This is a genomic window from Bradyrhizobium sp. USDA 4354 (assembly GCF_054060315.1).
The window spans coordinates 202,773-229,046 of record NZ_JBSSDC010000001.1; the positions used below are offsets into that span (position 1 = coordinate 202,773).

Here is a 26,274-nt window from a genome sequence, read left to right on the forward strand (position 1 = left end):
GAATAATGCAGATGCAACTCGGCATGATCGGCCTCGGCCGAATGGGCGGCAACATCGTTCGCCGCCTGATGCGCCAGGGACATTCGACCGTGGTCTATGACAAGGACGCCAAGGCCGTCGCCGGCCTTGCCGCAGACGGCGCAGTCGGCTCGGCGACGCTGGAAGAGTTCGTCGCCAAGCTGGAGCGGCCGCGCACGGCCTGGGTGATGCTGCCGGCAGGGCGCATCACCGAGACCACGATCGAGACGATCGCCGCCGTGATGCAGGACGGCGACGTCATCATCGACGGCGGCAACACCTTTTGGCAGGACGACGTCCGCCGCGGCAAGGCGCTGAAAGAGCGCGGCATCCACTATGTCGATGTCGGCACCTCCGGCGGCGTCTGGGGCCTCGACCGCGGCTATTGCATGATGATCGGCGGCGAGAAGCAGGTGGTTGACCGGCTCGATCCGATCTTCGCCGCGCTCGCGCCCGGCGCCGGCGACATCCCACGTACGGAAGGACGCGAGGGGCGCGATCCCCGTATCGAGCAAGGCTACATCCATGCCGGCCCCGTGGGCGCGGGGCACTTCGTCAAGATGATCCACAACGGCATCGAATACGGCCTGATGCAGGCCTATGCCGAAGGCTTCGACATCCTCAAGAATGCCAATATCGAGGCTTTGCCGGCAGATCATCGCTACGATTTCGATCTCGCCGACATCGCCGAAGTGTGGCGGCGCGGCAGCGTGATCCCCTCCTGGCTGCTCGACCTCACCTCGACCGCACTCGCCGACAGCCCGCTTCTGTCGGAATATTCCGGCTTCGTCGAGGATTCCGGCGAAGGCCGCTGGACCGTGAATGCCGCGATCGATGAGGCGGTGCCGGCCGAAGTCTTGACCGCGGCGCTCTACACACGTTTCCGTTCCCGCAAGGAACACACCTTCGCCGAAAAAATTCTCTCTGCAATGCGTGCAGGGTTCGGCGGCCACAAGGAGCCGAAGCAGCCGGGCGCGGCGAAGCCAAAGTAAGCGTAACCAAGCGAAGGCCGACAGTTCGTGACAAAAGACCCGCAAGCAAAGCGCAAGCCGGAAAATTGCGCCTTCGTCATCTTTGGTGTCACCGGCGATCTCACCCATCGCCTGGTGATGCCATCGCTCTACAATCTGGCGGCCGAGCACCTGTTGCCGGAAAAATTCTGCGTCGTCGGCGTGGCCCGCAGGGGCCAATCGGATGACGAGCTGCGCGACAGCCTGATGCAAGGCCTGCGCGAGTTCGCGACGCGGCCCGTGGACGACGACATCGCCAAGAAGCTGCTGGAGTGCGTGACCTTCGTCGAGGCCGACGCAAAGGATCCGCCCTCCTTCGACCGCCTGCGCAAGCACCTGGATTCGCTGGAATGCGCGCACGAGACCGGCGGCAACCGGCTGTTCTATCTCGCCACCCCGCCCGCCGCCTTCGCGCCGACCGCGCGCGAGCTCGGCCGCACCGGCATGATGAAGGAGAACGGCGCCTGGCGGCGGCTAGTCGTCGAAAAACCGTTCGGCACCGACCTCGCCTCGGCGCGCGCGCTGAATGCCGAGCTCTTGAAGATCATGGACGAGCACCAGATTTACCGGATCGATCATTATCTCGGCAAGGAGACGGTGCAGAACATCCTGGTGCTGCGCTTTGCCAACGGCATGTTCGAGCCGATCTGGAATCGCAACCACATCGACCACATCCAGATCACCGTCGAGGAGAAGCTCGGCGTCGGGCATCGCGGCGGCTTCTATGATGCCACCGGCGCGTTGCGCGACATGGTGCCGAACCATCTGTTCCAGCTGATGTCGCTGGTGGCGATGGAGCCCCCGAGCCGTTTCGACGCCCATTCGGTCCGCTCAGAGAAGGCCGAGGTGCTCACCGCGATCCAGCGGCCGAGCCGGGAGGAAGCACTGACGAGCTCGGTGCGCGCGCAATATCTCGCGGGCCGCATCGGCGATGAGGAGATCCCGGACTATCGCAAGGCCACGGACGTCAAGCCGGGCAGCACCACCGAGACCTATGTCGCGCTGAAGCTGATGATCGACAATTGGCGCTGGGCCGGCGTGCCGTTCTACTTGCGCACCGGCAAGGCGCTGGCGCACAAGCGCACCGAGGTGGCGATCAAGTTCAAGCAGGCGCCGCTCTCGATGTTCTCGGGCACCGACGTCGACCGCCTGTCGCAGAACTTCCTCACCATCGGCATCGCGCCGACCGAAACCATCGAGCTTCAGTTCAACGCCAAGGTCCCGGGTCCGAGCGTCACCATCGACGGCGTCGAGATGAAGTTTCGCTACGGCGACTATTTCCGGGCCGATCCCTCGACCGGCTACGAGACGCTGATCTACGACTGCATGATCGGCGACAACATCCTGTTCCAGCGCGCCGACGGCGTCGAGGCCGGCTGGCAGGCGGTGCAGCCGTTCCTGGACGCCTGGAAACAAGCCGGCACCAACGGCATCGAGACCTATGAAGCCGGCAGCGACGGCCCCGCCTGCGCCGATGAACTGCTCCGGCGCGACGGGCGAAGCTGGCGGAAATACTCGTGATTGCGGCCCGCCAGCCGAAGCTGATCGTCGAAGCCGACGCCGAAGCGCTTGCCCACACCGCCGCCGAACGGGTGATGGCGCGGATCGCGGCCAATCCCGGACGGATCGCGATCTGCCTCACCGGCGGCTCCAGCCCGAAGAAGCTCTATCAATTGCTCGGGAGCGAGTCCTGGCGCGGCAGGATTCCGTGGGACCGCGTGCACTGGTTCATCGGCGACGAGCGCTTCGTGCCCGAAGCCGATCCCCTCAACAACATGGCGGTCGCGCGCGCGGCGTTTCTCGACCGCAGTGCGCCCGCCGGCCATATCCACCCGATTCCGACCACGGCTGAGAATCCCGATGCCGGCGCGGAAGCCTATGCACGCGAGCTGCAGGCCGTCTACGGCGCAGACCAGCTCGATCCGGCGCGCCCGCTGTTCGATCTCGTTCTGACGGGCGCGGGGCCGGACGGGCACACCGCCTCGCTGTTTCCCGGATATCCCGAGATCGAGGAAACCCGACGCTGGGTCGTTGGCGTGCCCAAAGCCAATGTCGCGCCGTTCGTGCCGCGGATCTCGCTCACCCTGCCCGTTCTGGCCTCCTGCCGCGAGATGCTGTTCGAGATTGCCGGGCACGACAAGCGGCCGATCTTGACGCGCCTCTTTAATGGCGAGAATCTGCCGGCCTTACGCGCGCGCTCGAATGGCGAGACCGTCTGGCTGGTCGATAGGGCCGCGCTTCCGGAGGAAATTCGTGGGCCGCGCTGAAGCACCTTGTGCATTGATCGTGATGGGCGTGTCGGGTTCGGGCAAGAGCACGGTTGCGAAGGCACTCGGCGAGCGGCTCGGCTGGCGTTTCGAGGACGGCGACAGCTTTCATCCCGCCAGCAATGTCGAGAAGATGCGGGCCGGTCATCCGCTCACCGACGAGGACCGCTGGCCCTGGCTCAACGCCATCGCCGACGAGATCGCGCTTGTGTGCCAGCGCGGCGAGCACGTCATCATCGCCTGCTCGGCGCTGAAGCACGCCTACCGCGACGTGCTGCTGCGTGGACGCGACGACGTCCGCTTCGTGTTCCTGAAGGGCACCAAGGAGCTGATCGCCGAACGGCTGGCGCAGCGCAAAGGACACTTCATGCCGCCCGAGCTGCTGACGAGCCAATTCAATACGCTGGAGCCGCCGGAGGCGGGCGAGCACGTGATCACGGTCTCGATCGACGAGACCGTCGAAGCGATCGTGGACGGAATCGTGCGGCAGCTGAAACTGGGCGGCGCGAAACGCTGAGGCAAGAAATCTTTCGGGGCAACCTGATGAATTCCAAGGTCCTGCCATGACGCAAATCTCACTCGTGGTGTCCGACGTCGACGGCACGCTGCTGACCAAGGACAAGACGCTGACCGACCGCGCGAGGAGCGCGGTGCAGCGACTGCACCGGGCCGGCATCGGCTTCACCATCACCTCCAGCCGCCCTGCGATCGGCATGCGCTTCCTGATCGAGCCACTGGCGCTGTGGCTGCCGGTCGGCCCCTTCAACGGCTCCTCGATCATCGATCCGGAGATGAGGCCGGTCGAGCAGCACCTGATTCCCCCGCGCGCGGCCGAGCGATCCCTGCAGATCCTCCGCGACTACGGCGCCGACATCTGGCTGTTCACCACCGACAAATGGCTGATCGACAATCCGCGCGGCAGCTACGTCGCCCACGAGCAGCACACGATCCGCGCCGACCCCACCATCGTCACTGATTTCGTGCCGTATCTTACGAGCGCCTGCAAGATCGTCGGCGCCAGCGCCGATGCTGCGGGCCTCGAGCGCTGCGAAAAGGTCATGCAAGAAGCACTTGGCAGCGAGGCGATGGCGGTCCGCTCGCAGACCTATTATCTCGACATCACCCCGCCCGGCTTCAACAAGGGCACGTTCGTCGAGGCCATGGCCAAGCGCCTCGGCATCTCGACCGACGCCGTCGCCACCATCGGCGACATGCAGAACGACCTCGCAATGTTCCGCGTCAGCGGCACCTCGATCGCCATGGGCAACGCTGCCGACAACGTCAAGGATGAGGCGACCCACGTCACCGCGAGCAATGAGCAGGACGGTTTTGCCGAGGCGATGGAGATGATCTTGAAGCGGAACGGGGCTGGCTGAGCGGCGGCAGGCTGCTTCCCCTCTCCCGCGTGCGGGAGAGGGGGCGCACCTCCGTCGTCGCAGTGATCAAGCGTCATTCATCACACTTGGCATTGTTCATCACACTTGGCATTGTTACGCGCTCGCCTTACTTCGACCGTTGCACCGCCGGCTTCTCGCTGCGCAGCCTTGCTGCCGACAAATTATGTGCGGTGTTGATCAGGGCGATGTGGGTCAGCGCCTGCGGAAAGTTTCCGGTCTGGCGCCGCGCCTCGGAATCGTATTCCTCCGCCAGCAGCCCGACATCGTTCGCAACGCCCACCACACGATCGAATAAGAGTTGCGCCTTGTCGAGATTGCCCGACAGCACATAGGCATCGGCGAGCCACAGGCTACAGGCCAGGAACGCGCCTTCGAGCGGCGGCTGCCCGGCAGGCAGCTCGCGCGGGTCGTGCCGCAGCACGAAACCGTCACGCATCAGGCATCTCTCGACGGCGGCGATGGTGCCGCAGATGCGCGGGTCCGACGCCGGCAGGAAGCCGACCGCCGGCAGCAACAGCACGCTGGCATCGAGCAGCTTCGTGCCGTAGGACTCGACGAAGGCATTCTCCTCTGCGTCAAAACCGTTGTTGCAGACGTCGCGATGAATGGCTTCGCGCAGGGTGCGCCAGTGCAAGAGCGGCGCCTTGAAGCCAAAGGTCTCGGCGCTCTTGATGCCGCGGTCGAAAGCGACCCAGGTCATCACCTTGGAGAACACGTAGTGCTTGGGCTTCCCGCGGCGCTCCCAGATGCCGTGGTCGGGCCGATCCCAGACCTCGGCGAGATGATTGAGCACCGCGCATTCCAGAGCCCAGTTCTCCTCGTCGAGCTTGAGCTTGGCCATGCGCGACTGGTGGAATGCGTCGATCAACTCGCCGTAGACATCGAGCTGCAGCTGCGCATGCGCGGCATTGCCGACGCGCACCGGCCGGGCGCCCTCATAGCCGTCGAGCCAGCCCGCCTCCCATTCCAGCAGCCGCCGCTGGCCCCAGATGCCATACATGATCTGCATGTTCGCCGGCGAGCCGGCGGCTGCACGCAGCAGCCAATTGTGCCAGGCCGAGGCTTCCTCGGTGTAGCCCGAGTTCATCAGCGCCAGCAGCGTGAAGGTCGCGTCGCGCAGCCAGCAGAAGCGGTAATCCCAGTTCCTGCTTCCCCCGAGCTTTTCCGGCAAGGAGGTGGTAGGCGCCGCGACGATGCCGCCGGTCGGAGCAAAGGTCAGCGCCTTCAGCGTGATCAGCGAGCGCAAGACGAGGTCTTGGTAGTCGCCATCGCGGGCGCAATGGCCGCACCAGTCCTGCCAGAATGTCTCGGTCTCCTGAAGAGCGACCTCCGGATCGATCGGCCCGGGCGGCTCGATATGCGAGGGGCCGTAGGTCAGCACGAAGGGCGCGGTCTCGCCCGCCCCGACCTCGAATTCGGCAATCGTCGTCAGATCCTCGCCGCGGGTCTCGACGGGTGTTCGCAGCACCGTCATGTCCTGGCCGCAGATGGCCAGCAGCGAATGATCCATCCGGCGCACCCAGGGAATGTCGGCACCGAAGCCGAAGCGGATAACGAGCTCCATCCGCATCTTCACCGTGCCGCTGACGCCTCGGACCAGCCGCACGATGTCCGAGGCCTTGCCGCGCGGCGGCATGAAGTCGATCAGCGCGACGGTACCGCTCTTCGTCTCGAAGCGCGTCTCGAGGATCAGGGTATTGCCGAGATAATTGCGCGAAATGCCGGTCACGTCCCCGTGCGGTGCGATCAGCCAGCGACCGTTCTTGTGGGTGCCGAGGATGGCGGCAAAGCAAGCGTCGGAATCGAAGGCAGGCCAGCACAGCCAGTCGATCGAGCCGTTGCGCCCGACCAGCGCCGCGGTCTCGCAATCGCCGATCAGCGCATAGTCCTCGATTCTCTGAGACAATGTGGTGCGAGCCTAGGAATTCCGGCTGTCAACTCCCGCCGGGCAATGAACGTTCCCGCGTCGCGGCCTTCAAAGCCGCGCGATCGATCTTGGACGCGATCTTGTCGAGCGCAACCGGCAGCCGCTGGCGCCAGTTCGGGTGCTCGTCGATCGTGCCGGGAATGTTGGGCTGGTCGATCACACCCAGCAGATCTTCCAAAGATACCGCGAGCAGCCGGGACGGCGTGCGCGACAGGAAGGCGAGCACCGAATAGAGGTCGTTGGCGGCGATGCCGTTCTGGCTCAGGATCTCGTCGAGCCTGCCGAGCGCATCCCAGCGCGCCTGGTCGTTCTCGCCGGGATCGAGCCCGAGCGAGCGCTTCATCTTGAGATCGCTGAAGGAGCGCCAGCCGGCATAGGTCGACAGATCGTGCGTGTTCAGCGTGACCAGCGCATTGGGCCGGTAGTGGTCGACATTGCGGAAATGGCCGGCATCGTCGCGCTCGAACATCATGACGAGATAGGACCAGATGCCGAAATCCTGCATCATCTCGCGGAAGCCTTCGGGCACGGTGCCGAGATCCTCGCCGATCACGATGCATTTATGGGCCGCACTCTCGCGTGCCACCGCCGCCAGCAGCGCCTCGAACGGCATCTGCACATAGGCGCCGTTGTCGGGCTTGAAGCCGCGCGGCACGAGATAAAGCCGCTTCAAGCCGAGCACGTGATCGAGCCGGATGGCGCCGGCATGTCGCATCGACGCCGCAAGCATGTCGGCGAACGGCACGAAGGATTGCGCTTCCAGCCCGCCGGCGTTGAAGCCGGCGAGACCCCAGTCCTGGCCGATGGTGTTGAGCACGTCGGGCGGCGCGCCGACGGCGAGATGGCGGGAAATCGCCGTCTGCTCGTTCCAGGCATCGAAGCCGTTGGACTGCACACCGACGGCGACATCGAGATAGAGCCCGACCCGCATGCCGAGCTGGTTGGCGAGCTCCTTGGCGGCATGCAATTGGCTATCGGCCGTCCATTGCACGAATTCGACGAACTCGACCTCGCGCCTGCCGGGACCGTTGCGCAGCTCGGCGCACTTGGCCTCGTTAGGCTGCTGCCATTCCAGCGGCCATTCCCACCAGGGTGCGTTGAAGCGATGCCGCAGCACCTCGAAGCAGGCGAAGCGGGACAACAGCGGCGCGCGGGCGGCGCGGAAGGCGTCAAACGCCTTGCGGCGCGCCTCGCTCGCGCTCGTCACGAAGCTGTTGAACGCAGCGCGCAAGGCCAACCACTTCAGCGCCGCCATGTCGGCATAGGGCACGCGGTCGCCTTCACGCAGTCGCGCGGCGGTCGCGGCTGCATCGGGGACGAGATCGGAGGAAAATTCCGGGATCGCCTCGACGTCGATATAGAGCGGGTTGAGGAAGAGCCGGCTGTTCGGCGAATAGGGGCTGCAATCGGCCGGGTGGTCGTCGAACAGGACATGCAGCGGATTGAGCCCGACGCCGTCGGCCCCGAGCTGCTTGGCAAGCCGGACGAGACCTGCGAGGTCGGTGAAATCGCCGATGCCCCAATTGCGGTCCGAACGGACACTGTAGAGCTGGACGGCCAGCAGCCAGCCGCGATCGAAATCGCCCCCGAAGGCGCGCTCGGGCGCCACGATCATCGGCACCTCTTCCGACACGCCTTCGGCATCGGTCAGCGTCAAGCGGTGGTATCCAAGCGCCAGGCCCGCGGGCCAGGCGATGACGGGCTCGCGCGTCTCGCCTTGGGCGATCACATTGCCGTTGCCGAGGATTTTCCATTGCAGCGGTGGCGCGCCGATGGCCGCCAATTGCGTGCGCGGATGTCCGAGCGCACGCACCACGACCGGCCCGCTGACGAAGCGATAGACCCGTTTCTCCGGCAGGGCGTCGAGGATGGATTTGAGCGCCTCGGGCGCGGTGACCCGCAGCTTGCCGAGAGCATCGATGAATTCGGACTGAACGCCCTTGATCCGGGCTTGAGCTAAAAGATCCATTCGGCACGCAGCTTGCAGGCCATTGTTTGGCCAAGGGCATCGATTTTAACGAGGTCGCGGAAGAGGTTAGTCAGGGGTAACTCGCAAACTGCGCTTGCCGTTCCCAAGGGAACCAATGACACACAAGCGGCTTTCTATAATGGTACCAAGCGTGGGTTCCCGACAAGGGAAACGGGCTCCTGCTTTCTTGTCAATGGCATCACCGTGAACAAGACAATTCAAACTGTCGAAAGTGCCGCAGCCGGCAGCGCTTTCTTGATCGAGGACGTCTATCCCTTGATCGACGGCGGTCGCTTTGCCGTGAAGCGGATCGCGGGCGAACCGGTCGAGGTCTGGGCCGACATCTACCGCGACGGCGACGCGGTGATCGCCGCCGCGCTGATCTGGCGCCGCGAGCAGGACCGCGACTGGCGGAGCGAGCCGATGACCCTTCACGGCAATGACCGCTGGTGCGGCGCGTTCACGCCCGTCGAGCCGGGCCGATATGTCTATGCGATCGAAGCCTGGACCGACGAGTTCGCCACCTGGTCGCACGCGGTCGCGCGAAAACGGCGCGCGGGAGCCGATGTCAGCCTCGATGCGATCGAGGGCGCCGGCCTCTTGACCAAGGCGCATGGCGCGCGTCAGGACGCCGCAGCGGTCATCATCAGGCAGTGCGAGGACTATCTTCGGAACGGCGACGTCACATCGCTGCTCGCGGCCGAGCTCGGCGAAGCCATGGCCGAGAGCCAGTCGCGGCCCGACCTCACCCGCTCGCCACTTTTCCCGCTGACCGCCGACCGCGACAAGGCGCGCTTTAGCGCCTGGTATCAGATGATGCCGCGCAGCCAGAGCGCATTGCCGGGCCGTCATGGCACGCTGCGCGACTGCATCGCGCGCGTGCCTGACATCGCCGCCATGGGCTTTGACGTGCTCTACTTCACGCCGATCCATCCCATCGGCCACACAAGTCGCAAGGGCCGTAACAACGCGCCGGTGGCAAATGAGGGCGAGCCCGGCTCGCCCTATGCGATCGGCTCGGCCGAGGGCGGCCACGATGCGCTGCATCCCGAGCTCGGCACCATCGAGGACTTTCGCGCGCTGGTCGCCACCTGTCTCGAGTACGGGCTCGAGCTTGCGCTGGACTTCGCGGTGCAGTGCTCGCCGGACCATCCCTGGCTGACGCAGCGTCCGGAATGGTTCAAATGGCGGCCGGACCGCTCGGTGCGGGCGGCGGACGGCCCCTATTCCGACATCATCATCCCCGATTTCAATTCGGTCGATCGCGTCGGCCTGTGGAACGCGCTTCGCGATGCCATGCTGCTCTGGATCGACCACGGTGTGACCATCTTCGCCATCGACAATCACGACACCGCGCCGCTTGCGTTCTGGGAGTGGCTGATCCGCGACATCCGCCACCGTCACCCCGAGGTGATCCTGTTCTCCAAGACCTATGCACGGCCAAAGCTGATGAAGGGCCTCGCCAAGCTCGGCTTCGCGCAGTCCTTCACCTATTTCCCCTGGCGCACGGAAAAGTGGGAGCTGGAGCAATATCTCGGCGAGCTGACGCGCTATCCCGAGCGCGATTTCTATCGTCCGCACCTGTTCGTCAACACGCCTGACCTGTTGCCCTATCACCTCCAGAGCGGAGAGGCCTGGGCATTCAAGTCGCGCATCGCGCTGGCGGCGACGCTGTCAGGCAATTACGGCATCTTTGGCGGATTCGAGCTGCTGGAGCATGAGGCGATTCCCGGCCGCGAGGAATATCTCGATTCCGAGAAGTACCAGATCAGGCAGCGCGACTGGGACAAGCCCGGCAACATCAAACCCTACATTGCCGCGCTCAATCGCATCCGCAAGGAGAACGCGGCGCTCCAGCAGACGGCGAATTTGCGCTTCCTCGGCATCGAGGACGGCGCGACGATCGCCTTCGCCAAGCAGGCGGCCGATCCGGCCAACACGGTCGTCATCGTGATCGCGCTCTCGCGCCATGTGCGTGAATGCTGGCTCCCGCTCGGCGACGTCACCGTTGACGCCGGTGGACAGCGTCACCATGTGACGACACTCGAAAACCTCCTCACCGGCGAACAGTCCCGCATCGAATGGGGCGGGATCAGGTTGCGTATCGATCCCGACCGCGATCCGGCGCTTCTGTTCCGCTGCCTGGCGTAAGGGTTCACGCCATGAACGTTCTGTCTTCCGTCGATACCAAGAAGGCTGAGGCTGCCGAGGTCGTGGATGAGCTCTGGTACAAGGACGCCATCATCTACCAGCTCCACGTCAAGGCCTTCGCCGACAGCAACAATGACGGTATCGGCGACTTCGCCGGACTGACCGAGAAGCTGCCCTATCTCCAGGAGCTCGGCGTCACCGCGCTGTGGCTGCTGCCGTTCTACCCCTCGCCCGGCCGCGACGACGGCTACGACATCGGCGATTACGGCGCGGTCAATCCCGATTTCGGGACGATGAAGGATTTCAAGCGCTTCATCCAGGAGGCGCAGAAGCGCGGCCTGCGCGTCATCACCGAGCTCGTCGTCAACCACACCTCGGACCAGCACAAATGGTTCAAGCGCGCGCGGCGCAGCCATCCGGGCTCCAGCGCGCGCAACTGGTACGTCTGGAGCGACACCGACCAGAAATACCAGGGCACGCGCATCATCTTCACGGACACGGAGAAATCGAACTGGACCTGGGATCCCGAGGCCGGCGCGTTCTACTGGCACCGCTTCTTCTCGCACCAGCCGGACCTCAATTTCGACAATCCGCGCGTGGTCAGCGCCATCATCCAGGTGATGAAGCGCTGGCTGGATGCCGGTGTCGACGGTTTCCGGCTCGACGCCATTCCCTATCTGTGCGAGCGCGAGGGCACCTCGAACGAGAACCTGCCGGAGACGCATGCGATCATCAAGCGCCTGCGCCAGGAGCTCGACGCGTATTCCAAGGGCAAGCTGCTGCTGGCCGAGGCCAATCAATGGCCGGAGGACGTGCAGGAATATTTCGGCCGTGGCGACGAGTGCCACATGGCCTACCATTTCCCGCTGATGCCGCGCATCTACATGGCGATCGCGCAGGAGGACCGCTTCCCGATCACCGACATCCTGCGCCAGACACCGGACATTCCGGCGAGCTGCCAATGGGCGCTGTTCCTGCGCAACCACGACGAGCTGACGCTCGAGATGGTCACCGATGTCGAGCGCGACTATCTCTGGACCACCTACGCCAACGATCCCCGTGCGCGCATCAATGTCGGCATCCGCCGGCGCCTTGCGCCACTGATGGACAACGACCGCCGTAAGATCGAGCTGATGAACTCGCTGCTGCTGTCGTTCCCCGGCACGCCGATCATCTATTACGGCGACGAGATCGGCATGGGCGACAACATCTATCTCGGCGACCGCAACGGCGTGCGCACGCCAATGCAGTGGAGCCCGGACCGCAACGGCGGCTTCTCGCGCTGCGACCCGGCCCGTCTCTACGCGCCGCTGATCATGGACCCGGTCTACGGCTATGAGTCCGTGAACGTGGAGGCGCAATCGCGCAGCCTGTCCTCGCTGCTCAGCGCTACCAAGCGGCTGATCTCGGTGCGCAAGTCGACGCTCGCCTTCGGCCGCGGCACCATGACCTTCATCCGCCCGGCCAACCGCGCCGTGCTCGCCTATGTCCGGCAATACCGCGACGAGGTGATCCTCTGCGTCGCCAATCTCTCGCGCGCCGCGCAGGCGACCGAGCTCGATCTGTCGCCGTGGAAGGACCGCATCCCGCAGGAGATGCTCGGCCGCACCCGCTTCCCCGCGATCGGCGAACTGCCCTACATGATCACGCTGGGGCCCTACGGCTTCTACTGGTTCCAGCTTCTGGAGCGCGACAAGTCCGAGCCGGTGACGCCGCGCGCGGTGCCGGAATTCGAGACGCTGGTGGTGCCGGTGAACTCGAACTGGGTGTCGCTCGCCCGCGAGCGCGGCGTGTTCGAGCGCGACGTGCTGCCGGGATTCTTGTCACGGACGCGGTGGTATCCCGAGCACAATCCCAAGCAGATCAAGACCGCGCTGACCTCGGCGGTGCCGTTCTGCGACATCGGCGACAACCGACCCTGGATTGCGTTCTTCGAGACCAGGCAAGGTGAGGCGACGACACGCTATGTGATGCCGCTACAGATCGAGTGGGTGCGCTTCGACCGCGAACGCTTCAACCCGAAGGCGCTCGCCGCCGTGCGTCAAGGCGCGCGTGAAGGAACGCTGCTCGATGTTGCGACCGACCAGATCTTCATCGGCCTGTTCCTGCGCAACCTGTCGCAGAACCTGACCGTGGAAGAGAATAATCTGCGGCTGGAATTCAAGGCGACCAGCCGCTTCGCCGATTACATCATCAAGGAGCCCGGGCGCATCCGCGCGATCGAGCAGTCGAACAGCACCGCGCTGGTCGACAATCAATACGTGGCCAAGATCTATCGCCGGCTCGAAAGCGGCGTCAGTCCCGAGATCGAGATCGGCCATTATCTCACCGAAGTCGCGCGCTTCGCCAACACACCGGCGCTGCTCGGCAGCGTCGAGCTGGTCGAGGGCAACCAGCGCAGCGCGCTCGGCGTGCTGCATGCCTATGTCGAGAACCAGGGCGACGGCTGGACGGTGACGACGGGCTATCTCGATCGCTATATCGACGAGCAGCGCGTCTTGCCGGCGGGCGAAACGCTCCGCGAGACCCAGGAGCAGGCGCCTTACCTGCACTTCATCGCGCAGATCGGCCGGCGGCTCGGCGAGCTGCATGTCGCGCTGGCCGCGGCAAAGCCGGACGATCTCGCTCCGGAGCCGATCGGCTCCGCCTACGTTCAGCGCCTGATATCCGACCTCAAGGCACGTGCCGAGCGGATCTTCGAGCGGCTGACCGAGAGCCGCGACGGCCTGCGGGAGGCGGACCGGCGGCTGATCGATCAGCTCACGGAGACCCGCGCGGCCCTGTCCGACCGCCTGAATGCGCTATTGCCTTCCGGGATCGGCGGGTTGAACATCCGTCATCATGGCGACTTCCGCCTCGGGCAAACTCTGATCGTGAAGGACGATATCTTCATCATCGACTTCGACGGCGATCCGCGTGTGCCGCTGGCCAATAAGCGGCGCAAGGCGCCGGCCGCGCGCGACGTCGCCGGCCTCGTCCGCTCGATTGACCTTTCGGTCAACGCAGCGCTGAACCGCGCGCTGACGGGCGCCTCCGACGAGCAAGACCGGCTTGCGGCCGCGCTCGACGAATGGCGCGAGCGCGCCACCGCGACCTTCCTGTCCGCCTACCGCGAAGCCATGACCGATCGGAGGCTGTGGCCGGAAGATCGGCCATCCGCGGAAGGCCTGTTAAGATTTTTCCTGCTTGATCAAGCGTTCGACGAAGTAGAGTACGAGCTGTCCCACCGGCCCGAGGGGCTCCATGCGCCGCTGACCGGACTGCTTCGCATTCTGTCCAGTGCCGAGAGCGAAGCCCATGCCTAAACTGCCTGCCGAAGCCTATGCAATTATCGAGGGCCGCCACTCCGATCCCTTCCACTATCTCGGGCTGCATCCCGAGGGCGGCAGAAGCGTGGTGCGTGCCTTTCTCCCCGAAGCCACCAATGTCGAGGCGGTCGGCGAGCAGGGCGAGGTCGCTTCGCTCGACCGCGTCCACGACGCGGGCCTGTTCATCGGCGCCCTGCCCAATGGCTCGAAGCGCTATCAGCTGCGCGCAAAGTTCGGCAACAACGTCGTCGAGTTCGAGGATGCCTACCGTTTTCCACCGATCCTGACCGATTTCGATCTCTACCTGCTCGGCGAAGGCACCCATCAGCGCCTCTACGACAAGCTCGGCGCGCATCCGGTGCGGCTCGAGGGCGTCGACGGCATCGGCTTCGTCGTGCTGGCGCCAAATGCGCGGCGCGTCTCCGTGGTCGGCGATTTCAACTTCTGGGATGGGCGGCGTCACCCCATGCGGGTGCGCGGAAGCGGCTATTGGGAATTGTTCATTCCGCACGCGAAGGCCGGCGATCACTACAAGTTCGAAATCATCGGCCCGCACGGCCACCTGCTTCCGCTGAAATCCGATCCGCTGGCCTTTGCCAGCGAGCTACGGCCGAAGACGGCTTCAATCGTGTTCGACGAGGCGCATCTGGCGCGGCCGCGCCCGGCGCCTGATGGCATCAATGCCGTGTCGGCGCCGATGTCGATCTACGAGGTCCATCTCGGCTCGTGGCGGCGCAAGGGCAACAATGAATGGCTGACTTATCGCGAGCTGGCTGAGCAGCTGCCGGCCTATGCCCGCGACATGGGCTTCACCCATCTCGAATTCCTCCCAGTGAGCGAGCATCCTTTCGACGGCTCCTGGGGCTATCAGCCGACCGGCCTCTACGCGCCAACCAGCCGCTTCGGCACACCCGACGAATTTGCGACACTGGTCGATGCCTGCCACCGCGAAGGCATCGGCGTGCTGCTGGACTGGGTGCCCGGTCATTTCCCGGATGATCCGCACGGACTTGGCCATTTCGACGGCACCTCGCTCTATGAGCATGCCAATCCGCTCCAGGGTCGCCACCTCGACTGGGGCACGCTGATCTACAATTATGGCCGCACCGAAGTAACGAACTTCCTGGTGTCGAATGCGCTGTTCTGGCTGGAGCGCTACGCCATCGACGGCCTGCGCGTCGATGCGGTCGCGTCCATGCTCTATCTCGACTACAGCCGGCCGCCCGGCGCGTGGATTCCAAACCAGTATGGCGGGCGGGAGAACATCGAGGCGATCAACTTCCTGCGCCGCTTCAACACGGAAGTGTTCGCCCGCTTCCCGCAGGCGACCACCGCGGCTGAGGAGTCCACTGCCTGGCCGCAGGTCTCGCGCCCGGTCGAGTTCGGCGGGCTCGGCTTCGGCTACAAATGGAACATGGGCTGGATGCACGACACGCTGAGCTACATCAGCAAGGATCCGATCTACCGCAAGCACCACCACGGCGAGATCCTGTTCGGCCTGCACTATGCGTTCTCGGAAAATTTCATCCTGCCGCTGTCGCATGACGAGGTCGTGCACGGCAAGCGCTCGATCCTCGGCCGCATGCCTGGCGACGAGTGGCAGCGCTTCGCCAATTTGCGCGCCTATTACAGCTTCATGTTCGGCCATCCCGGCAAGAAGCTGCTGTTCATGGGCGCGGAAATCGCGCAGAGCCGGGAATGGAATCACGACCAGTCGCTCGACTGGCACCTGCTCGAATACAAATACCATTCCGGCATCCAGGCGCTGATCCGCGATCTCAACCGGCTCTACCGCGCGGTGCCGGCGCTGCACCAGATGGATTGCGACCAGGCCGGTTTCGAATGGCTGATCACGGATGATGCCAATCGCAACGTGTTCGCCTGGCTGCGCAAGGGATTCGACGAGCACGCACGGTGTCTCGTCATCGTCAACTTCTCGCCGAACGTTTACCAGAACTATCGCGTTCGTGTGCCGTTCGGCGGCAAGTGGAAAGAAGTGCTCAACTCGGATTCGGCCCACTACGGCGGCAGCAACGTCGGTAATATCGGCGAAGTTCATGCCGGAAGCGGCGAGCTCCGCCTCACCATTCCGCCGCTCGCCGCGATCTTCCTCGTTCCGGAAAGCTGATCGATGCGCCTGACCGCTGGATCGCCCGCACGGCTCGGCGCAAGCTGGGACGGACGCGGCACCAATTTCGCGCTGTTCTCCGCCAACGCGCAGAAGGTCGAGCTCTGCCTGTTCGACGCGCAAGGCCGCCGCGAGCTCGAGCGTATCGAGCTGCCTGAGAAGACCGAGGATGTCTGGCACGGCTATCTCAATGACGTCTCGCCCGGCCAGCTCTACGGCTATCGCGTGCACGGCCCCTACGAGCCCGAGCACGGCCATCGCTTCAACGCCAACAAGCTGCTGCTCGACCCCTATGCCAAGCGGCTCGCCGGGCGGCTGGTCTGGAGCGATGCGCATTTTGCCTATCGCACCGGCTCACCGCGTGAAGACCTGTCCTTCGACCGGCGCGACAATGCGCGCGGCATGCCCAAGGCCGTCGTGGTCGACGAGACCTTCAACTGGGGCCGCCGCGAGATCCGTCCCAACATCCCCTGGGAAGACACCATCATCTACGAGGCCCACGTCAAAGGCCTGACACAGAAGCGCGACGACGTGCCGCCGAATTTGCGCGGCACCTATGGCGGCCTGTCCTCGCCGGCGATGATCGAGCACCTGAAGAAGCTCGGCGTCACCACGGTCGAGCTGTTGCCGATCCACAGCTTCGTCGACGACCGCATCCTCGTGGAAAAGAAGCTCGCCAATTACTGGGGCTACAACACGCTTTCCTTCTTCGCACCCGAGCCGCGCTACGCCCAGGACAACGCGCTCGATTCCTTCCGCACCACGGTGGCGCGGCTGCACGATGCCGGGATCGAAGTGATGCTCGATGTCGTCTACAACCACACCGCCGAGGGCAACCACCTCGGCCCGACGCTGTGCTATCGCGGCATCGACAACGCCTCCTATTATTGGCTGAACCGCGAGAACCCGCGCTATTACGACGACTTCACCGGCTGCGGCTCGTCGGTGAACCTCACCCATCCGCGCGTGCTGCAGATGGTGATGGATTCCCTGCGCTACTGGGTCGAGGTCTGCCATGTCGACGGCTTCCGCTTCGACCTTGCCACCACGCTTGCGCGGCGGGCCGAACGGCTTTGATCGCGGCAGCTCGTTCCTGACCGCGGTCCGGCAGGATCCGGTACTGGCGACCGTCAAGCTCGTCGCCGAGCCGTGGGACCTCGGCCTCGGCGGCTATCAGGTCGGCGCATTCCCCTCGCAATGGTCGGAATGGAACGACCGCTATCGCAGCGCCATGCGCCGCTACTGGAGCGGCGAAGGCAGCCTGATCGGCGACATTTCCAGCCGCATGACCGCGTCGTCCGACCTGTTCAACCACGACGGACGGCGGCCGCGCGCCAGCATCAACCACATCACCGTCCATGACGGCTTCACGCTCGCCGACCTCTTCAGCTACAACGAGAAGCACAACGAAGCCAATGGCGAGGACAATCGCGACGGCTCCAACGACAATCACAGCAACAATTGCGGTGTCGAGGGGCCGTCCGACGATCCCAACATCATCAGCCTGCGCCGGCAGCTGCGCAAGAACGTGCTGGCCTGCCTGATGCTGGCGCAGGGCGTTCCGCTGATCCTCGCCGGCGACGAGGTCAGCAACTCGCAATCCGGCAACAACAACGCCTATTGCCAGGACAACGAAGTCGGCTGGGTCGGCTGGGACAATCTCGGCAAGGAGGGCGACGACATGGTCGACTTCGTCGCCCATCTCGCCGACATCCGCCGCCGGTTCTCGCAGCTGCGCAGCCATCGCTGGCTCGGTGGCCGGCCCAAGGACGGCGCCTCCTACGGTGCGTTGTGGCTGACGCCTGAAGGCAACGAGATGACGGAGAGCGACTGGACATTCCCGGATGGGCGATTTCTCTCCTATGTGATGGGCCCGATGGAACCGGGCGGGGCTGCGATCTTTATCGTCCTGAACGCCGCTCCCGAAGAGATCGCATTCAAATTGCCGCAAATGACCGAATACAAGAGCTGGCAGCAGATCCTGAACACGACCGATGCCAAGCTGAACACGATCGACTTCCTGCCCGGGAGCGACAGCAAGGCGGCGCCGCGCTCCGTGCTCGCCTTCGCGGGGGCGCCATGAGGCCATCCTTCGGGGCGAGGCCGACGAAGGACGGCGTGTCGTTCCGGCTATGGGCGCCCGCCGCGCGCCGGGTCGACCTCCTGCTCGACCGCAGGCACGCGATGCAGCGCCGGCAGGATGGCTGGTACGTCGCCGACATTGCCGGCCTACCCTCCGGTAGCAAATACAAGTTCAGGATCGACGACGAGATCGACGTGCCGGATCCCGCTTCGGCGTTCCAGCCCGAGGACGTGGTCGGCCCGAGCGAGGTGATCGATCACGACGCCTTCGCCTGGCGCGCGCGCGAATGGCGCGGCCGTCCCTGGGAAGAGACGGTGCTGATCGAGACCCATGTCGGCACCTTCACGCCGGAGGGCACCTACCGCGCCATGATCGACAAGCTCGATCATCTCGCAGCGGCCGGCATCACTGCGCTGGAATTGATGCCGCTGGCCGATTTCGCAGGACGCCGCGGCTGGGGCTATGACGGCGTGCTGTGGTATGCGCCCGACAGCGCCTATGGCCGGCCCGAAGACCTGAAGACGCTGATCGACGAGGCGCATCTGCGCGGGCTGATGGTATTCCTCGACGTGGTCTACAACCATTTCGGCCCGGAAGGAAACTACCTCGGCCGCTATGCGCCGACCTTCTTCACCGATGCGCATACGCCCTGGGGCAGTGCGATCGACTACCGCATGCCGCAGGTGCGCGCGTTCGCGGTCGAGAACGCGCTGTCCTGGCTGACCGACTACCGTTTCGACGGACTGCGGTTGGATGCCGCCAACCACATTATGGCTGTCCCCGGCGAGCAGTCCATGCTGCAGGACCTCAGCGTTGCCGCCGGCGAGCTCGCCAAGGCTACGGGACGCCACATCCATCTCGTGCTGGAGAACGGCGACAATCGCGCCAGCCTGCTCGACGCCGCACAGGAGCCGCCGAACGGCAAATATCGCGGACAGTGGAATGACGACTATCACCACGTCTGGCATGTGATGCTGACCGGCGAGCTCGCCGGTTACTACGCCGATTACCAGACGCCGCGCATGGACCTCGCGCGCGCGCTGGCCTCCGGCTTCGTCTACCAGGGCGAGATCTCGGAATTCTGGGGGAAGAAGCCGCGCGGCGAGCCGAGCGGCACGCTGCCGCCGGCGACCTTCGTCAATTTCCTGCAGAACCACGACCAGATCGGCAACCGTCCGCTTGGCGAGCGGCTGGAAAGCCTGGCATCGCCAAAGCAGATCGAGGCTGCGCTCGCAGTGACCCTGCTCGCGCCCATGGTGCCGATGCTGTTTCAGGGCGAGGAATGGGGCTCGACGGTCCCCTTCCCGTTCTTCTGCGATTTCCAGGGCGGACTCGCCGATGCCGTGCGCAAGGGCCGCAAGCAGGAATATGCCTGGGCTTACGAAAAATACGGCGACGAGGTGCCCGATCCGCTCGACCCGGCAACGCTGCGGTCAGCCGTGCTCGACTGGACCGGCCGCACACCGCAACAGGACGCGCGGCTTGCGCTGGTGAAGGACCTGCTCGCACTCCGTCACAGGGAGATCATGCCGCGGCTGAAGGGCGCGAGCTTCGGTGACGCCGAGGCGGCCGACGACGGCCTGCTCACCGCGCATTGGCGCATGGGCGACGGCACGGTTCTGCGCTTGACGGCAAATCTCTCGGACCACGAGATCATGTCCAATGCCAGCGCGGGCGCGCCGATCTGGGGCGGCGCGGCCGGCGAGCGGCTCCCGCCCTGGTCGGTGGTCTGGCGTCTCGGAGGTTGACATGCCTCCTGCGATTCCGCTCGCGACCTACCGGCTTCAGCTCACCGCGGATTTCGACTTCGACAAGGCTGCCGCGGTCGTGCCTTACCTGAAAGCGTTGGGGATCACGCATGTCTACGCCTCGCCGGTGATGAAGGCGCGCAAGGGCTCGGCCCATGGCTACGACACGGTCGATCATAGCCAGTTCAATCCCGAGCTCGGCGGCGAGCCTGGCTTTGCACGGCTGAGCGAGGCGCTTCAGCAGCACGATCTCGGTCTCATCATCGATTTCGTGCCCAACCATGTCGGCGTGCATTTCGCCGACAATCCCTGGTGGCTCGACGTGCTGGAATGGGGCCAGGCCTCGCCGCACGCGGCCTCCTTCGACATCGACTGGGATCAACTGGCCTACCGCGCCCGCGGCGGCGTGCTGCTGCCGATCCTCGGCACATCCTACGGCGAGGCGCTGGAGCGCGGCGACATCGAGCTACGCTACGATCCGGACGAGGGAAGCCTTTCCGCCTGGTATTTCGAGCATCGTCTACCCATCGCCCCGGAGCGCTATGGCGAGGTGCTGCGGGTGGTCGTCAAGGAGGCGGACGCGGCGGAGACGGAGCCCGGCAAGCGCCTGCTGTCGCTCGCGACCCGCTACACGGGACTGCGCCGTCCCAATCGCAAGGAAGCCCCCGGCTTCAAGTCCGAGCTCAAGGAGATCGCAGGCGCCGCCGACATCATCAGTGGCGGCCTCGCCGCCTATCGCGCCGGCAAGGACCGCCCGGCACAGACGCTGACGCTGCATCATCTCCTGGAGCGCCAGCACTACAAGCTCGGCCACTGGCGGCTTGCCTCCAGCGACATCAACTATCGCCGCTTCTTCGACGTCAACGGCCTCGCCGGCCTGCGCGTCGAGGACGCGAGCACATTCGCCGCTACGCACCGGCTGGTGAAGCAACTCGTTGCAGAGGGCAGACTGCAAGGAATCCGGCTCGATCACATCGACGGCCTGCGTGACCCCGCACAATATTGCCAGCGATTGCGCCGGCTGGTGCGCGACGCCCAAGGCAACACAAAGCCCTTCTATACGGTGATCGAGAAGATCCTGTGCGAGCACGAGCGCCTGCCGCATTTCGCCGGCGTCCAGGGCACCACGGGCTACGAGTGGATGAACGTCATCATCCAAGTGCTGGTCGACGCCAAGGGGCTGGAGGCGCTGGACGAGACCTGGCGGCAGATCAGCAACCGGCCGCCGCGGCTTGCGCCTTACGTGAAGGATGCCAAGCGGCGCGTGCTGGAGACGCTGCTCACCAGCGAATTCACCGTGCTGACGCGCCTGCTCGCGCGCATCGCCAACGGGCACTATTCGACACGCGACTACTCGGCCGACAGCCTGCGACAGGCGCTCGAGCTCTATGTGCTGCATTTCCCGGTCTATCGCACCTATCTCACCACGGCCGGGGCGACGGCGCACGACCGCAAGCTGATCGAGGACACCATCGCGCGCGCCCGCGCCGAATGGTTCGCCGCGGACGAAGGCATCTTCGACTTCCTGCACGATGCCCTGACCATGGATCTGCTCAAGCCCGGCCGCCCCCCGCACAGCACGCCGCGCGTGCGCCGCTTCGCGCTGAAGGTGCAGCAATTCACCGGGCCGATGATGGCGAAGTCGCTGGAGGACACCGCGTTCTATCAATTCCACCGGCTGCTGGCGCTGAACGAGGTCGGCGGCGATCCCGCGAGCACAGGCCTCACCATTCCCGCCTTCCACCAGGCCATGCAGACCCGCGCCAGGGAGTGGCCGCACGGCATGACCGCGACGGCCACCCACGACACCAAGCGTGGTGAGGATGCCCGCACGCGCATCGCGGCGCTCAGCGAGATTCCCGGCGAGTGGACCAGCGCGGTGGCGCGCTGGAAAGTGCTGAACGCGCCGCATCTCACACATCACGGCAATTTCCGCGCACCGTCTGCGACATTCGAATACATGCTCTACCAGACCCTGCTCGGCGCCTGGCCGCTGCAAGAGCCGATCGATGCCGTCTTCGTCGAGCGCATCCAGGCCTATGCGCTCAAGGCCGCGCGCGAGGGCAAGGAGGAGACGAGCTGGCTCAATCCGCATGAAGCGTATGAGAACGGCATCCGCGACTTCATCGAGAAGATCCTCGACCCCGCTCGATCCGCAGAATTCCTGGAGGCGTTGCAAACCCTGGCTCGCCGTCTCGCGCTGCTCGGCACGTTGAACTCGCTGAGCCAGCTCACGCTCAAGGCGACGCTGCCGGGCGTGCCGGACTTCTATCAAGGCACCGAATTCTGGGACCTGTCGCTGGTCGATCCCGACAACCGCCGTCCGGTCGACTTTGCCGCGCGCCACGCGGCGCTGTCGTCATTGGAAGCGCCGGACTGGAGCGGCCTGATCGAGAGCTGGCCGGACGGCCGGCTCAAGCTGGCCTGGACGCGGCATCTCCTCAAGCTGCGCAGCGAGCTTGCCGACGTCTTCGCGCAGGGCGACTACCAGCCGCTGGAGGTACGGGGCGCACATGCCGGCCATGTCATCGCCTTCGCGCGTCGCCACGGCCGCGCAGCCGCGATTATCGCGATCGGGCGTCAGTTCGCGCCGTTCACCCAAGCGGGCCGGGAATGGCCCGCGCCGGAGGGTATTGACGCCACCATCGACATCACAGGCTATGCCGCACCAAGCCTTGCGGGCAACGAGCTGCCGCTCGCGCAGGCTTTCCGCGATTGTCCTGCCTTGGTCATCGAGGCCCGACCGGCGAGTGCCATCAGGCCCTCGCGGCAGCGCGTGCGCGCCTGAAGTTACTTGCCCCCGTCCTTGGTCAGCAGCAGTTGGCCGCGCTTCCTGATCGTCGCCTGCGCCATCTCGGCAAAGCGCTGCAACAGCCAGGGCAGCACCACCTCGACCCGGACCTGATCGTCGGCGACATCGACTTGACCGGTCGCGACCTGGCCGAGCGCGCGGATGCGGAAATTCATGCTGTCGCCGCTCCAGCGCTCCTCCTCGACCTGCATCACGGGAATGCTTGCTGCAGCGCGGCCAAGCCCTGCCTTGAGCCGGCGCACCGCCTCCTCGCGACCGAGACGATGCGGAATTGAGACGACAAGTGGTGCTGACATAGCCCTAATCCCTTTTGAGAGATCCTCACCTACTCATGGCCGGCGGAAGGGCAAAGGTTCCATGCGAGTCGGAGCCGGCGCCTACGTTGCGAAGCCGGAACTATAAAACCTGCGGCAAGTTGCCCCCACACGGCGGGACAGGTGCAAACGACCCTTTCAACCAAGGGCTGAGGAGATTCGCATGTCAATCGGCACGATCATTCTGATCATTCTGGTCATCGCCCTGCTCGGTGGCTTCAGCGGCATCGGCGGCGGTCCGTTTTATGGCACCGGTTATTATGGCGGCGGCGGCCTCGGGCTTGTCATCGTCATCCTGCTGATCCTGCTCTTGATGGGGCGGATCTAGTCGGGGCGGTCATTCCGGGGCGCGCCCAAGCGCGAACCCGGAATCCCGCGCCATGAACCTCTGGATTCCGGGTCTGCGCTTCGCGCGGCCCGGAATGACATTTTGCAAAGCGGCTACTTCACCTTCCCCGCCAGCTTCTTGATCGCCGCCTTGATCGATGTGGCGGCGTCATCATAACCCTCCCACGCCTTCGATCGCGCCAGCAGGCCCGGCACGGTGCGCAGCGTATATTTCTTCGGATCGAGATCGCTCTTCACCTGCGTCCAGGTCAGCGGCATCGAGACCGTGGCCCCAGCGCGCGCCCGCGGCGACAGCGGGGCAACTGCCGTCGACATGCGGTCGTTGCGGAGATAATCGAGGAAGATCTTTCTCTTGCGCAGCTTCTTCGACATGTTGAGCAGATAGCGTTCGGGATCGTCGTCGGCCATCCACTGGCAGACGCCTTGTGCAAATGCCTTGGCCTCCTTCCAGCTCACCTTGTCGCGCGCGCCGTGGAGCAGCGGCACTACCACGTGGAGGCCCTTGCCGCCGGTGGTCTTGCAGAAGCTGTCCATGCCGATATCGGCGAGCCGCTGCCGCATCTCCTTTGCCGCCTCGACGACGTCGGCGAAGTCCACGTCGGGCGCGGGATCGAGATCGAACACCAGCCGGCCCGGCGTGTCATAGGCATAAGGCGCGCAGTTCCAGGGATGCAGCTCGACGCCGCCGATCTGCGCCACCGCGGCAAGCCCCTCGATGCGATCGATCTGAAGATAGGGCTTGCGGTCGCCGGAGACCCGCGCGAGCTCCAGAAGGTTCGACGTCCCCTGCATGGCGTGGCGCTGGAAGAAGCATTCGCCCTTGATGCCATCGGGAGCGCGGATCAGCGAGCACGGCCGGCCCTTCAGGTGCACGATCATCCATTCGCCAACGGCTTCGAGATAGCGGGCAAGGTCCAGCTTGGTGACGACGCCACCATCGCCGTCATCGGGCCAGAGCTCCTTGTCCGGCTTGGAGATGACGACACCCATGACCTCGGCGTTTTGGGCGGCCTGCTTCGGTTGCCGGCCCGCCTTCGTGCGCGCCGGCTTCTTTGCCTGGGGCTCGGCGAGCTCGGTATCGACGGGCGTCTCCGCCTCGACCTCCTCGGCCGGCTTGTCCTGCCGCAATCCCTTGAACGCCGCCTGGCGGATATTGCCGTCGGCGGTGAAGCCGGCGAACTCGATCTCGGCGACGAGCTCCGGCTTCAGCCAATGCACCTCGCGCGTCTTCTTCGGCGCATTCTTGCCGCCGAAGGGGCTTTGCTTGGCCTCTATCGCCTTCAATGCCGGCATGATGCGCTTGATCTTGTCCGCGCCAAAGCCAGTGCCGACCATGCCAACGAAAACGAGATGATCGCCACGCTGCACGCCGGCCATCAGCGAGCGGAATTTGCCGTTGGTGGTCTTGTAGCCGCCGATCACCACCTCGTGGCCGGCGCGACATTTCGACTTGATCCAGCTCTCGGTCCGCCCGGAACGATACGGCGCGTTCAGCTTCTTCGACACCACGCCTTCGAGCTCGAGCTTGCAAGCCGATTGCAGCACGGCATCGCCGCCGCTCTCGAAATGCTCGACGTAGCGGATCTGGCTCGATTTCCGCTTGCGCTGGCCCAGCAGCTCCTTCAACCGGGCCTTGCGTTCGCCGAGCGGAAGCCGGCGATAGTCCTCGCCCTCCGCGAACAGAAGGTCGAACGCAAAGAAGATCAGCTCGTCGGTCTTGCCATCGGACAGCGCAGCTTGCAGCGAGGAGAAGTTCGGCGCGCCGTTATGGTCGAGCGCGACGATCTCTCCGTCGATCATCACCTCTGGCAGCGCAGCCGCTTCCTTGGCAATGGAGGCGAACTTGCCGGTCCAGTCGAGCCCCTTGCGTGTCTTCAGCGTCGCCTCGCCGTCCTCGACCCGGAGCTGGACGCGATAGCCGTCGAACTTGATCTCGTGGCACCAGCCCTGGTCGGCCGGCGGCCGCTCGACCAGCGTACAGAGCTGCGGCGCAACGAAATCCGGCATCTCCGAGACCTTCTTGGCGTTCGTCGCGGTCGTGGCTCTCTTTTTTGCCGCTCTGCCGCCTTTCAACGCGGTGCGCGGCGCGGGCTTCACCGTGCGCCCTTTCGTCTCCTCGGCACGGTCGGACTGCCAGACTGCATCGGCCTTGCTCTTGGCGCCCTTGGCCAGCATGAACGGCTTTGGCGCGCGGCCCTTGCCTTCGGCGATCTGCTCCATCGCGCGGCCGGAGGCGACTGACCTGTCTTGTTCGAGAATGTCGTTGTCCGCGCTTTCGCGGACATATTCGTCACGATGCTTGATCAGGAGCCAGTTGGTCCGCTTCTCGCCGCCGCGGTTGCGCATGCGCACCAGGACCCAGCTTCCATGCAGCTTCTCGCCATGCAGGGTGAACTTCAGATCGCCCTTCCTGAAGCCGGCTTCCGGATCATCCGACTCCCACGTGCCGCGGTCCCACAGCATCACCGTGCCGCCGCCATATTGTCCTTCGGGGATCGTGCCTTCGAAATCGCCATAGTCGAGCGGATGGTCTTCCACCTCGACCGCCAGCCGCTTGTCGTGCGGATCGAGCGAAGGCCCTTTCGTCACCGCCCACGACTTGAACACGCCATCGAATTCGAGCCTGAGATCGTAATGCAGCCGGCTCGCATCGTGCTTCTGGATCACGAAGCGCCGCTGTTTCGAGGGGGCTACTGCGGTCTTGCCCGATGGCTCGGGCGTCTTCTCGAAGTCCCGCTTCTGTCGGTAAGTGGAGAGAGTCTTTGCAGCACGACCGGTCCCGCTTCTCTTTCGG

The 26,274-nt window shown here is 64.9% G+C and carries 14 protein-coding genes and 2 pseudogenes; 12 read left to right on the forward strand and 4 right to left on the reverse strand.

Annotated elements, in window-relative coordinates:
* Positions 1-11 precede the first annotated feature (11 nt).
* From gnd to ACVIIV_RS01015, 5 genes are read left to right on the forward strand one after another with little or no spacing between them, the layout of a single operon-like run.
* Positions 12-1,010, forward strand: coding sequence for a phosphogluconate dehydrogenase (NAD(+)-dependent, decarboxylating) (gene gnd, locus ACVIIV_RS00995; RefSeq protein WP_456742495.1), 999 nt, complete (start codon positions 12-14; stop codon positions 1,008-1,010).
* A 27-nt stretch (positions 1,011-1,037) separates the two neighbouring features.
* Positions 1,038-2,549, forward strand: coding sequence for a glucose-6-phosphate dehydrogenase (zwf, locus tag ACVIIV_RS01000; protein WP_456742496.1), 1,512 nt, complete (start codon positions 1,038-1,040; stop codon positions 2,547-2,549).
* Positions 2,546-3,295 (forward strand): 6-phosphogluconolactonase, encoded by a 750-nt coding sequence (gene pgl, locus ACVIIV_RS01005; RefSeq protein ID WP_456742497.1) that lies wholly within the window; start codon positions 2,546-2,548, stop codon positions 3,293-3,295. The genes zwf and pgl overlap by 4 nt, the downstream gene beginning before the upstream one ends.
* Complete coding sequence (locus ACVIIV_RS01010; RefSeq protein ID WP_456742498.1) at positions 3,282-3,812, forward strand: gluconokinase; 531 nt, start codon at positions 3,282-3,284, stop codon at positions 3,810-3,812. Before pgl ends, ACVIIV_RS01010 begins: the two co-directional genes overlap by 14 nt.
* A 46-nt stretch (positions 3,813-3,858) precedes the next feature.
* A complete protein-coding gene (locus ACVIIV_RS01015; protein ID WP_456742499.1) occupies positions 3,859-4,671 on the forward strand; it encodes an HAD family hydrolase in 813 nt (270 codons plus the stop codon).
* A gap of 127 nt (positions 4,672-4,798) precedes the next feature.
* Here ACVIIV_RS01015 and ACVIIV_RS01020 read toward each other — a convergent pair whose 3' ends face one another.
* Together ACVIIV_RS01020 and malQ are read right to left on the reverse strand one after the other, a co-directional pair.
* A complete protein-coding gene (locus tag ACVIIV_RS01020; protein WP_456742500.1) occupies positions 4,799-6,598 on the reverse strand; it encodes a glycoside hydrolase family 15 protein in 1,800 nt (599 codons plus the stop codon).
* Between the two features lie 28 nt (positions 6,599-6,626).
* Positions 6,627-8,588, reverse strand: coding sequence for a 4-alpha-glucanotransferase (gene malQ, locus ACVIIV_RS01025; protein ID WP_456742501.1), 1,962 nt, complete (start codon positions 8,586-8,588; stop codon positions 6,627-6,629).
* A gap of 204 nt (positions 8,589-8,792) precedes the next feature.
* Here malQ and ACVIIV_RS01030 point away from each other — a divergent pair, with 204 nt between their 5' ends.
* The 6 genes and pseudogenes from ACVIIV_RS01030 to treY all read left to right on the forward strand — a co-directional run bounded on the left by ACVIIV_RS01030 (position 8,793) and on the right by treY (position 22,794).
* On the forward strand, positions 8,793-10,739 hold the full coding sequence (locus ACVIIV_RS01030; protein WP_456742502.1) for a maltotransferase domain-containing protein: 1,947 nt from the start codon (positions 8,793-8,795) through the stop codon (positions 10,737-10,739).
* Positions 10,740-10,750: 11 nt separating this feature from the next.
* Positions 10,751-14,044: a maltose alpha-D-glucosyltransferase gene (treS, locus tag ACVIIV_RS01035; RefSeq protein WP_456742503.1), complete on the forward strand. Its 3,294-nt coding sequence runs from the start codon at positions 10,751-10,753 to the stop codon at positions 14,042-14,044.
* Positions 14,037-16,175 carry a 1,4-alpha-glucan branching protein GlgB gene (glgB, locus tag ACVIIV_RS01040; RefSeq protein ID WP_456742504.1) on the forward strand — a complete coding sequence of 713 codons (2,139 nt, stop codon included), beginning with the start codon at positions 14,037-14,039 and terminating at the stop codon, positions 16,173-16,175. Before treS ends, glgB begins: the two co-directional genes overlap by 8 nt.
* A gap of 3 nt (positions 16,176-16,178) precedes the next feature.
* Positions 16,179-18,258: pseudogene (gene glgX, locus ACVIIV_RS01045) on the forward strand (glycogen debranching protein GlgX).
* Positions 18,255-20,006 carry a malto-oligosyltrehalose trehalohydrolase gene (treZ, locus tag ACVIIV_RS01050; RefSeq protein WP_456742505.1) on the forward strand — a complete coding sequence of 584 codons (1,752 nt, stop codon included), beginning with the start codon at positions 18,255-18,257 and terminating at the stop codon, positions 20,004-20,006. The pseudogene glgX and the gene treZ overlap by 4 nt, the downstream one beginning before the upstream one ends.
* 1 nt (position 20,007) lies before the next feature.
* On the forward strand, positions 20,008-22,794 hold the full coding sequence (treY, locus tag ACVIIV_RS01055) for a malto-oligosyltrehalose synthase (RefSeq protein WP_456742506.1): 2,787 nt from the start codon (positions 20,008-20,010) through the stop codon (positions 22,792-22,794).
* Positions 22,795-22,796: 2 nt separating this feature from the next.
* Here treY and ACVIIV_RS01060 read toward each other — a convergent pair whose 3' ends face one another.
* Positions 22,797-23,114: a polyhydroxyalkanoic acid system family protein gene (locus ACVIIV_RS01060; RefSeq protein WP_456742507.1), complete on the reverse strand. Its 318-nt coding sequence runs from the start codon at positions 23,112-23,114 to the stop codon at positions 22,797-22,799.
* A gap of 181 nt (positions 23,115-23,295) precedes the next feature.
* Between ACVIIV_RS01060 and ACVIIV_RS01065 the strand changes: the two genes are divergently transcribed.
* On the forward strand, positions 23,296-23,460 hold the full coding sequence (locus ACVIIV_RS01065; protein ID WP_018318514.1) for a DUF3309 family protein: 165 nt from the start codon (positions 23,296-23,298) through the stop codon (positions 23,458-23,460).
* 113 nt (positions 23,461-23,573) lie between these two features.
* Here the strand turns inward: ACVIIV_RS01065 and ligD are convergent.
* Positions 23,574-26,243, reverse strand: a pseudogene (gene ligD, locus ACVIIV_RS01070) (DNA ligase D); the annotation flags it as partial.
* Positions 26,244-26,274: the final 31 nt, after the last annotated feature.

What these genes read in the sequence shown, in the direction of transcription:
- gnd (WP_456742495.1), top strand. Translation starts at nt 12, where the DNA reads ATGCAACTCGGCATGATCGGCCTCGGCCGAATGGGCGGCAACATCGTT.
- ACVIIV_RS01015 (WP_456742499.1), top strand. Translation starts at nt 3,859, where the DNA reads ATGACGCAAATCTCACTCGTGGTGTCCGACGTCGACGGCACGCTGCTG.
- malQ (WP_456742501.1), bottom strand. Translation starts at nt 8,588, where the DNA reads ATGGATCTTTTAGCTCAAGCCCGGATCAAGGGCGTTCAGTCCGAATTC.
- treS (WP_456742503.1), top strand. Translation starts at nt 10,751, where the DNA reads ATGAACGTTCTGTCTTCCGTCGATACCAAGAAGGCTGAGGCTGCCGAG.
- glgB (WP_456742504.1), top strand. Translation starts at nt 14,037, where the DNA reads ATGCCTAAACTGCCTGCCGAAGCCTATGCAATTATCGAGGGCCGCCAC.
- treZ (WP_456742505.1), top strand. Translation starts at nt 18,255, where the DNA reads ATGAGGCCATCCTTCGGGGCGAGGCCGACGAAGGACGGCGTGTCGTTC.
- treY (WP_456742506.1), top strand. Translation starts at nt 20,008, where the DNA reads ATGCCTCCTGCGATTCCGCTCGCGACCTACCGGCTTCAGCTCACCGCG.
- ACVIIV_RS01060 (WP_456742507.1), bottom strand. Translation starts at nt 23,114, where the DNA reads ATGTCAGCACCACTTGTCGTCTCAATTCCGCATCGTCTCGGTCGCGAG.
- ACVIIV_RS01065 (WP_018318514.1), top strand. Translation starts at nt 23,296, where the DNA reads ATGTCAATCGGCACGATCATTCTGATCATTCTGGTCATCGCCCTGCTC.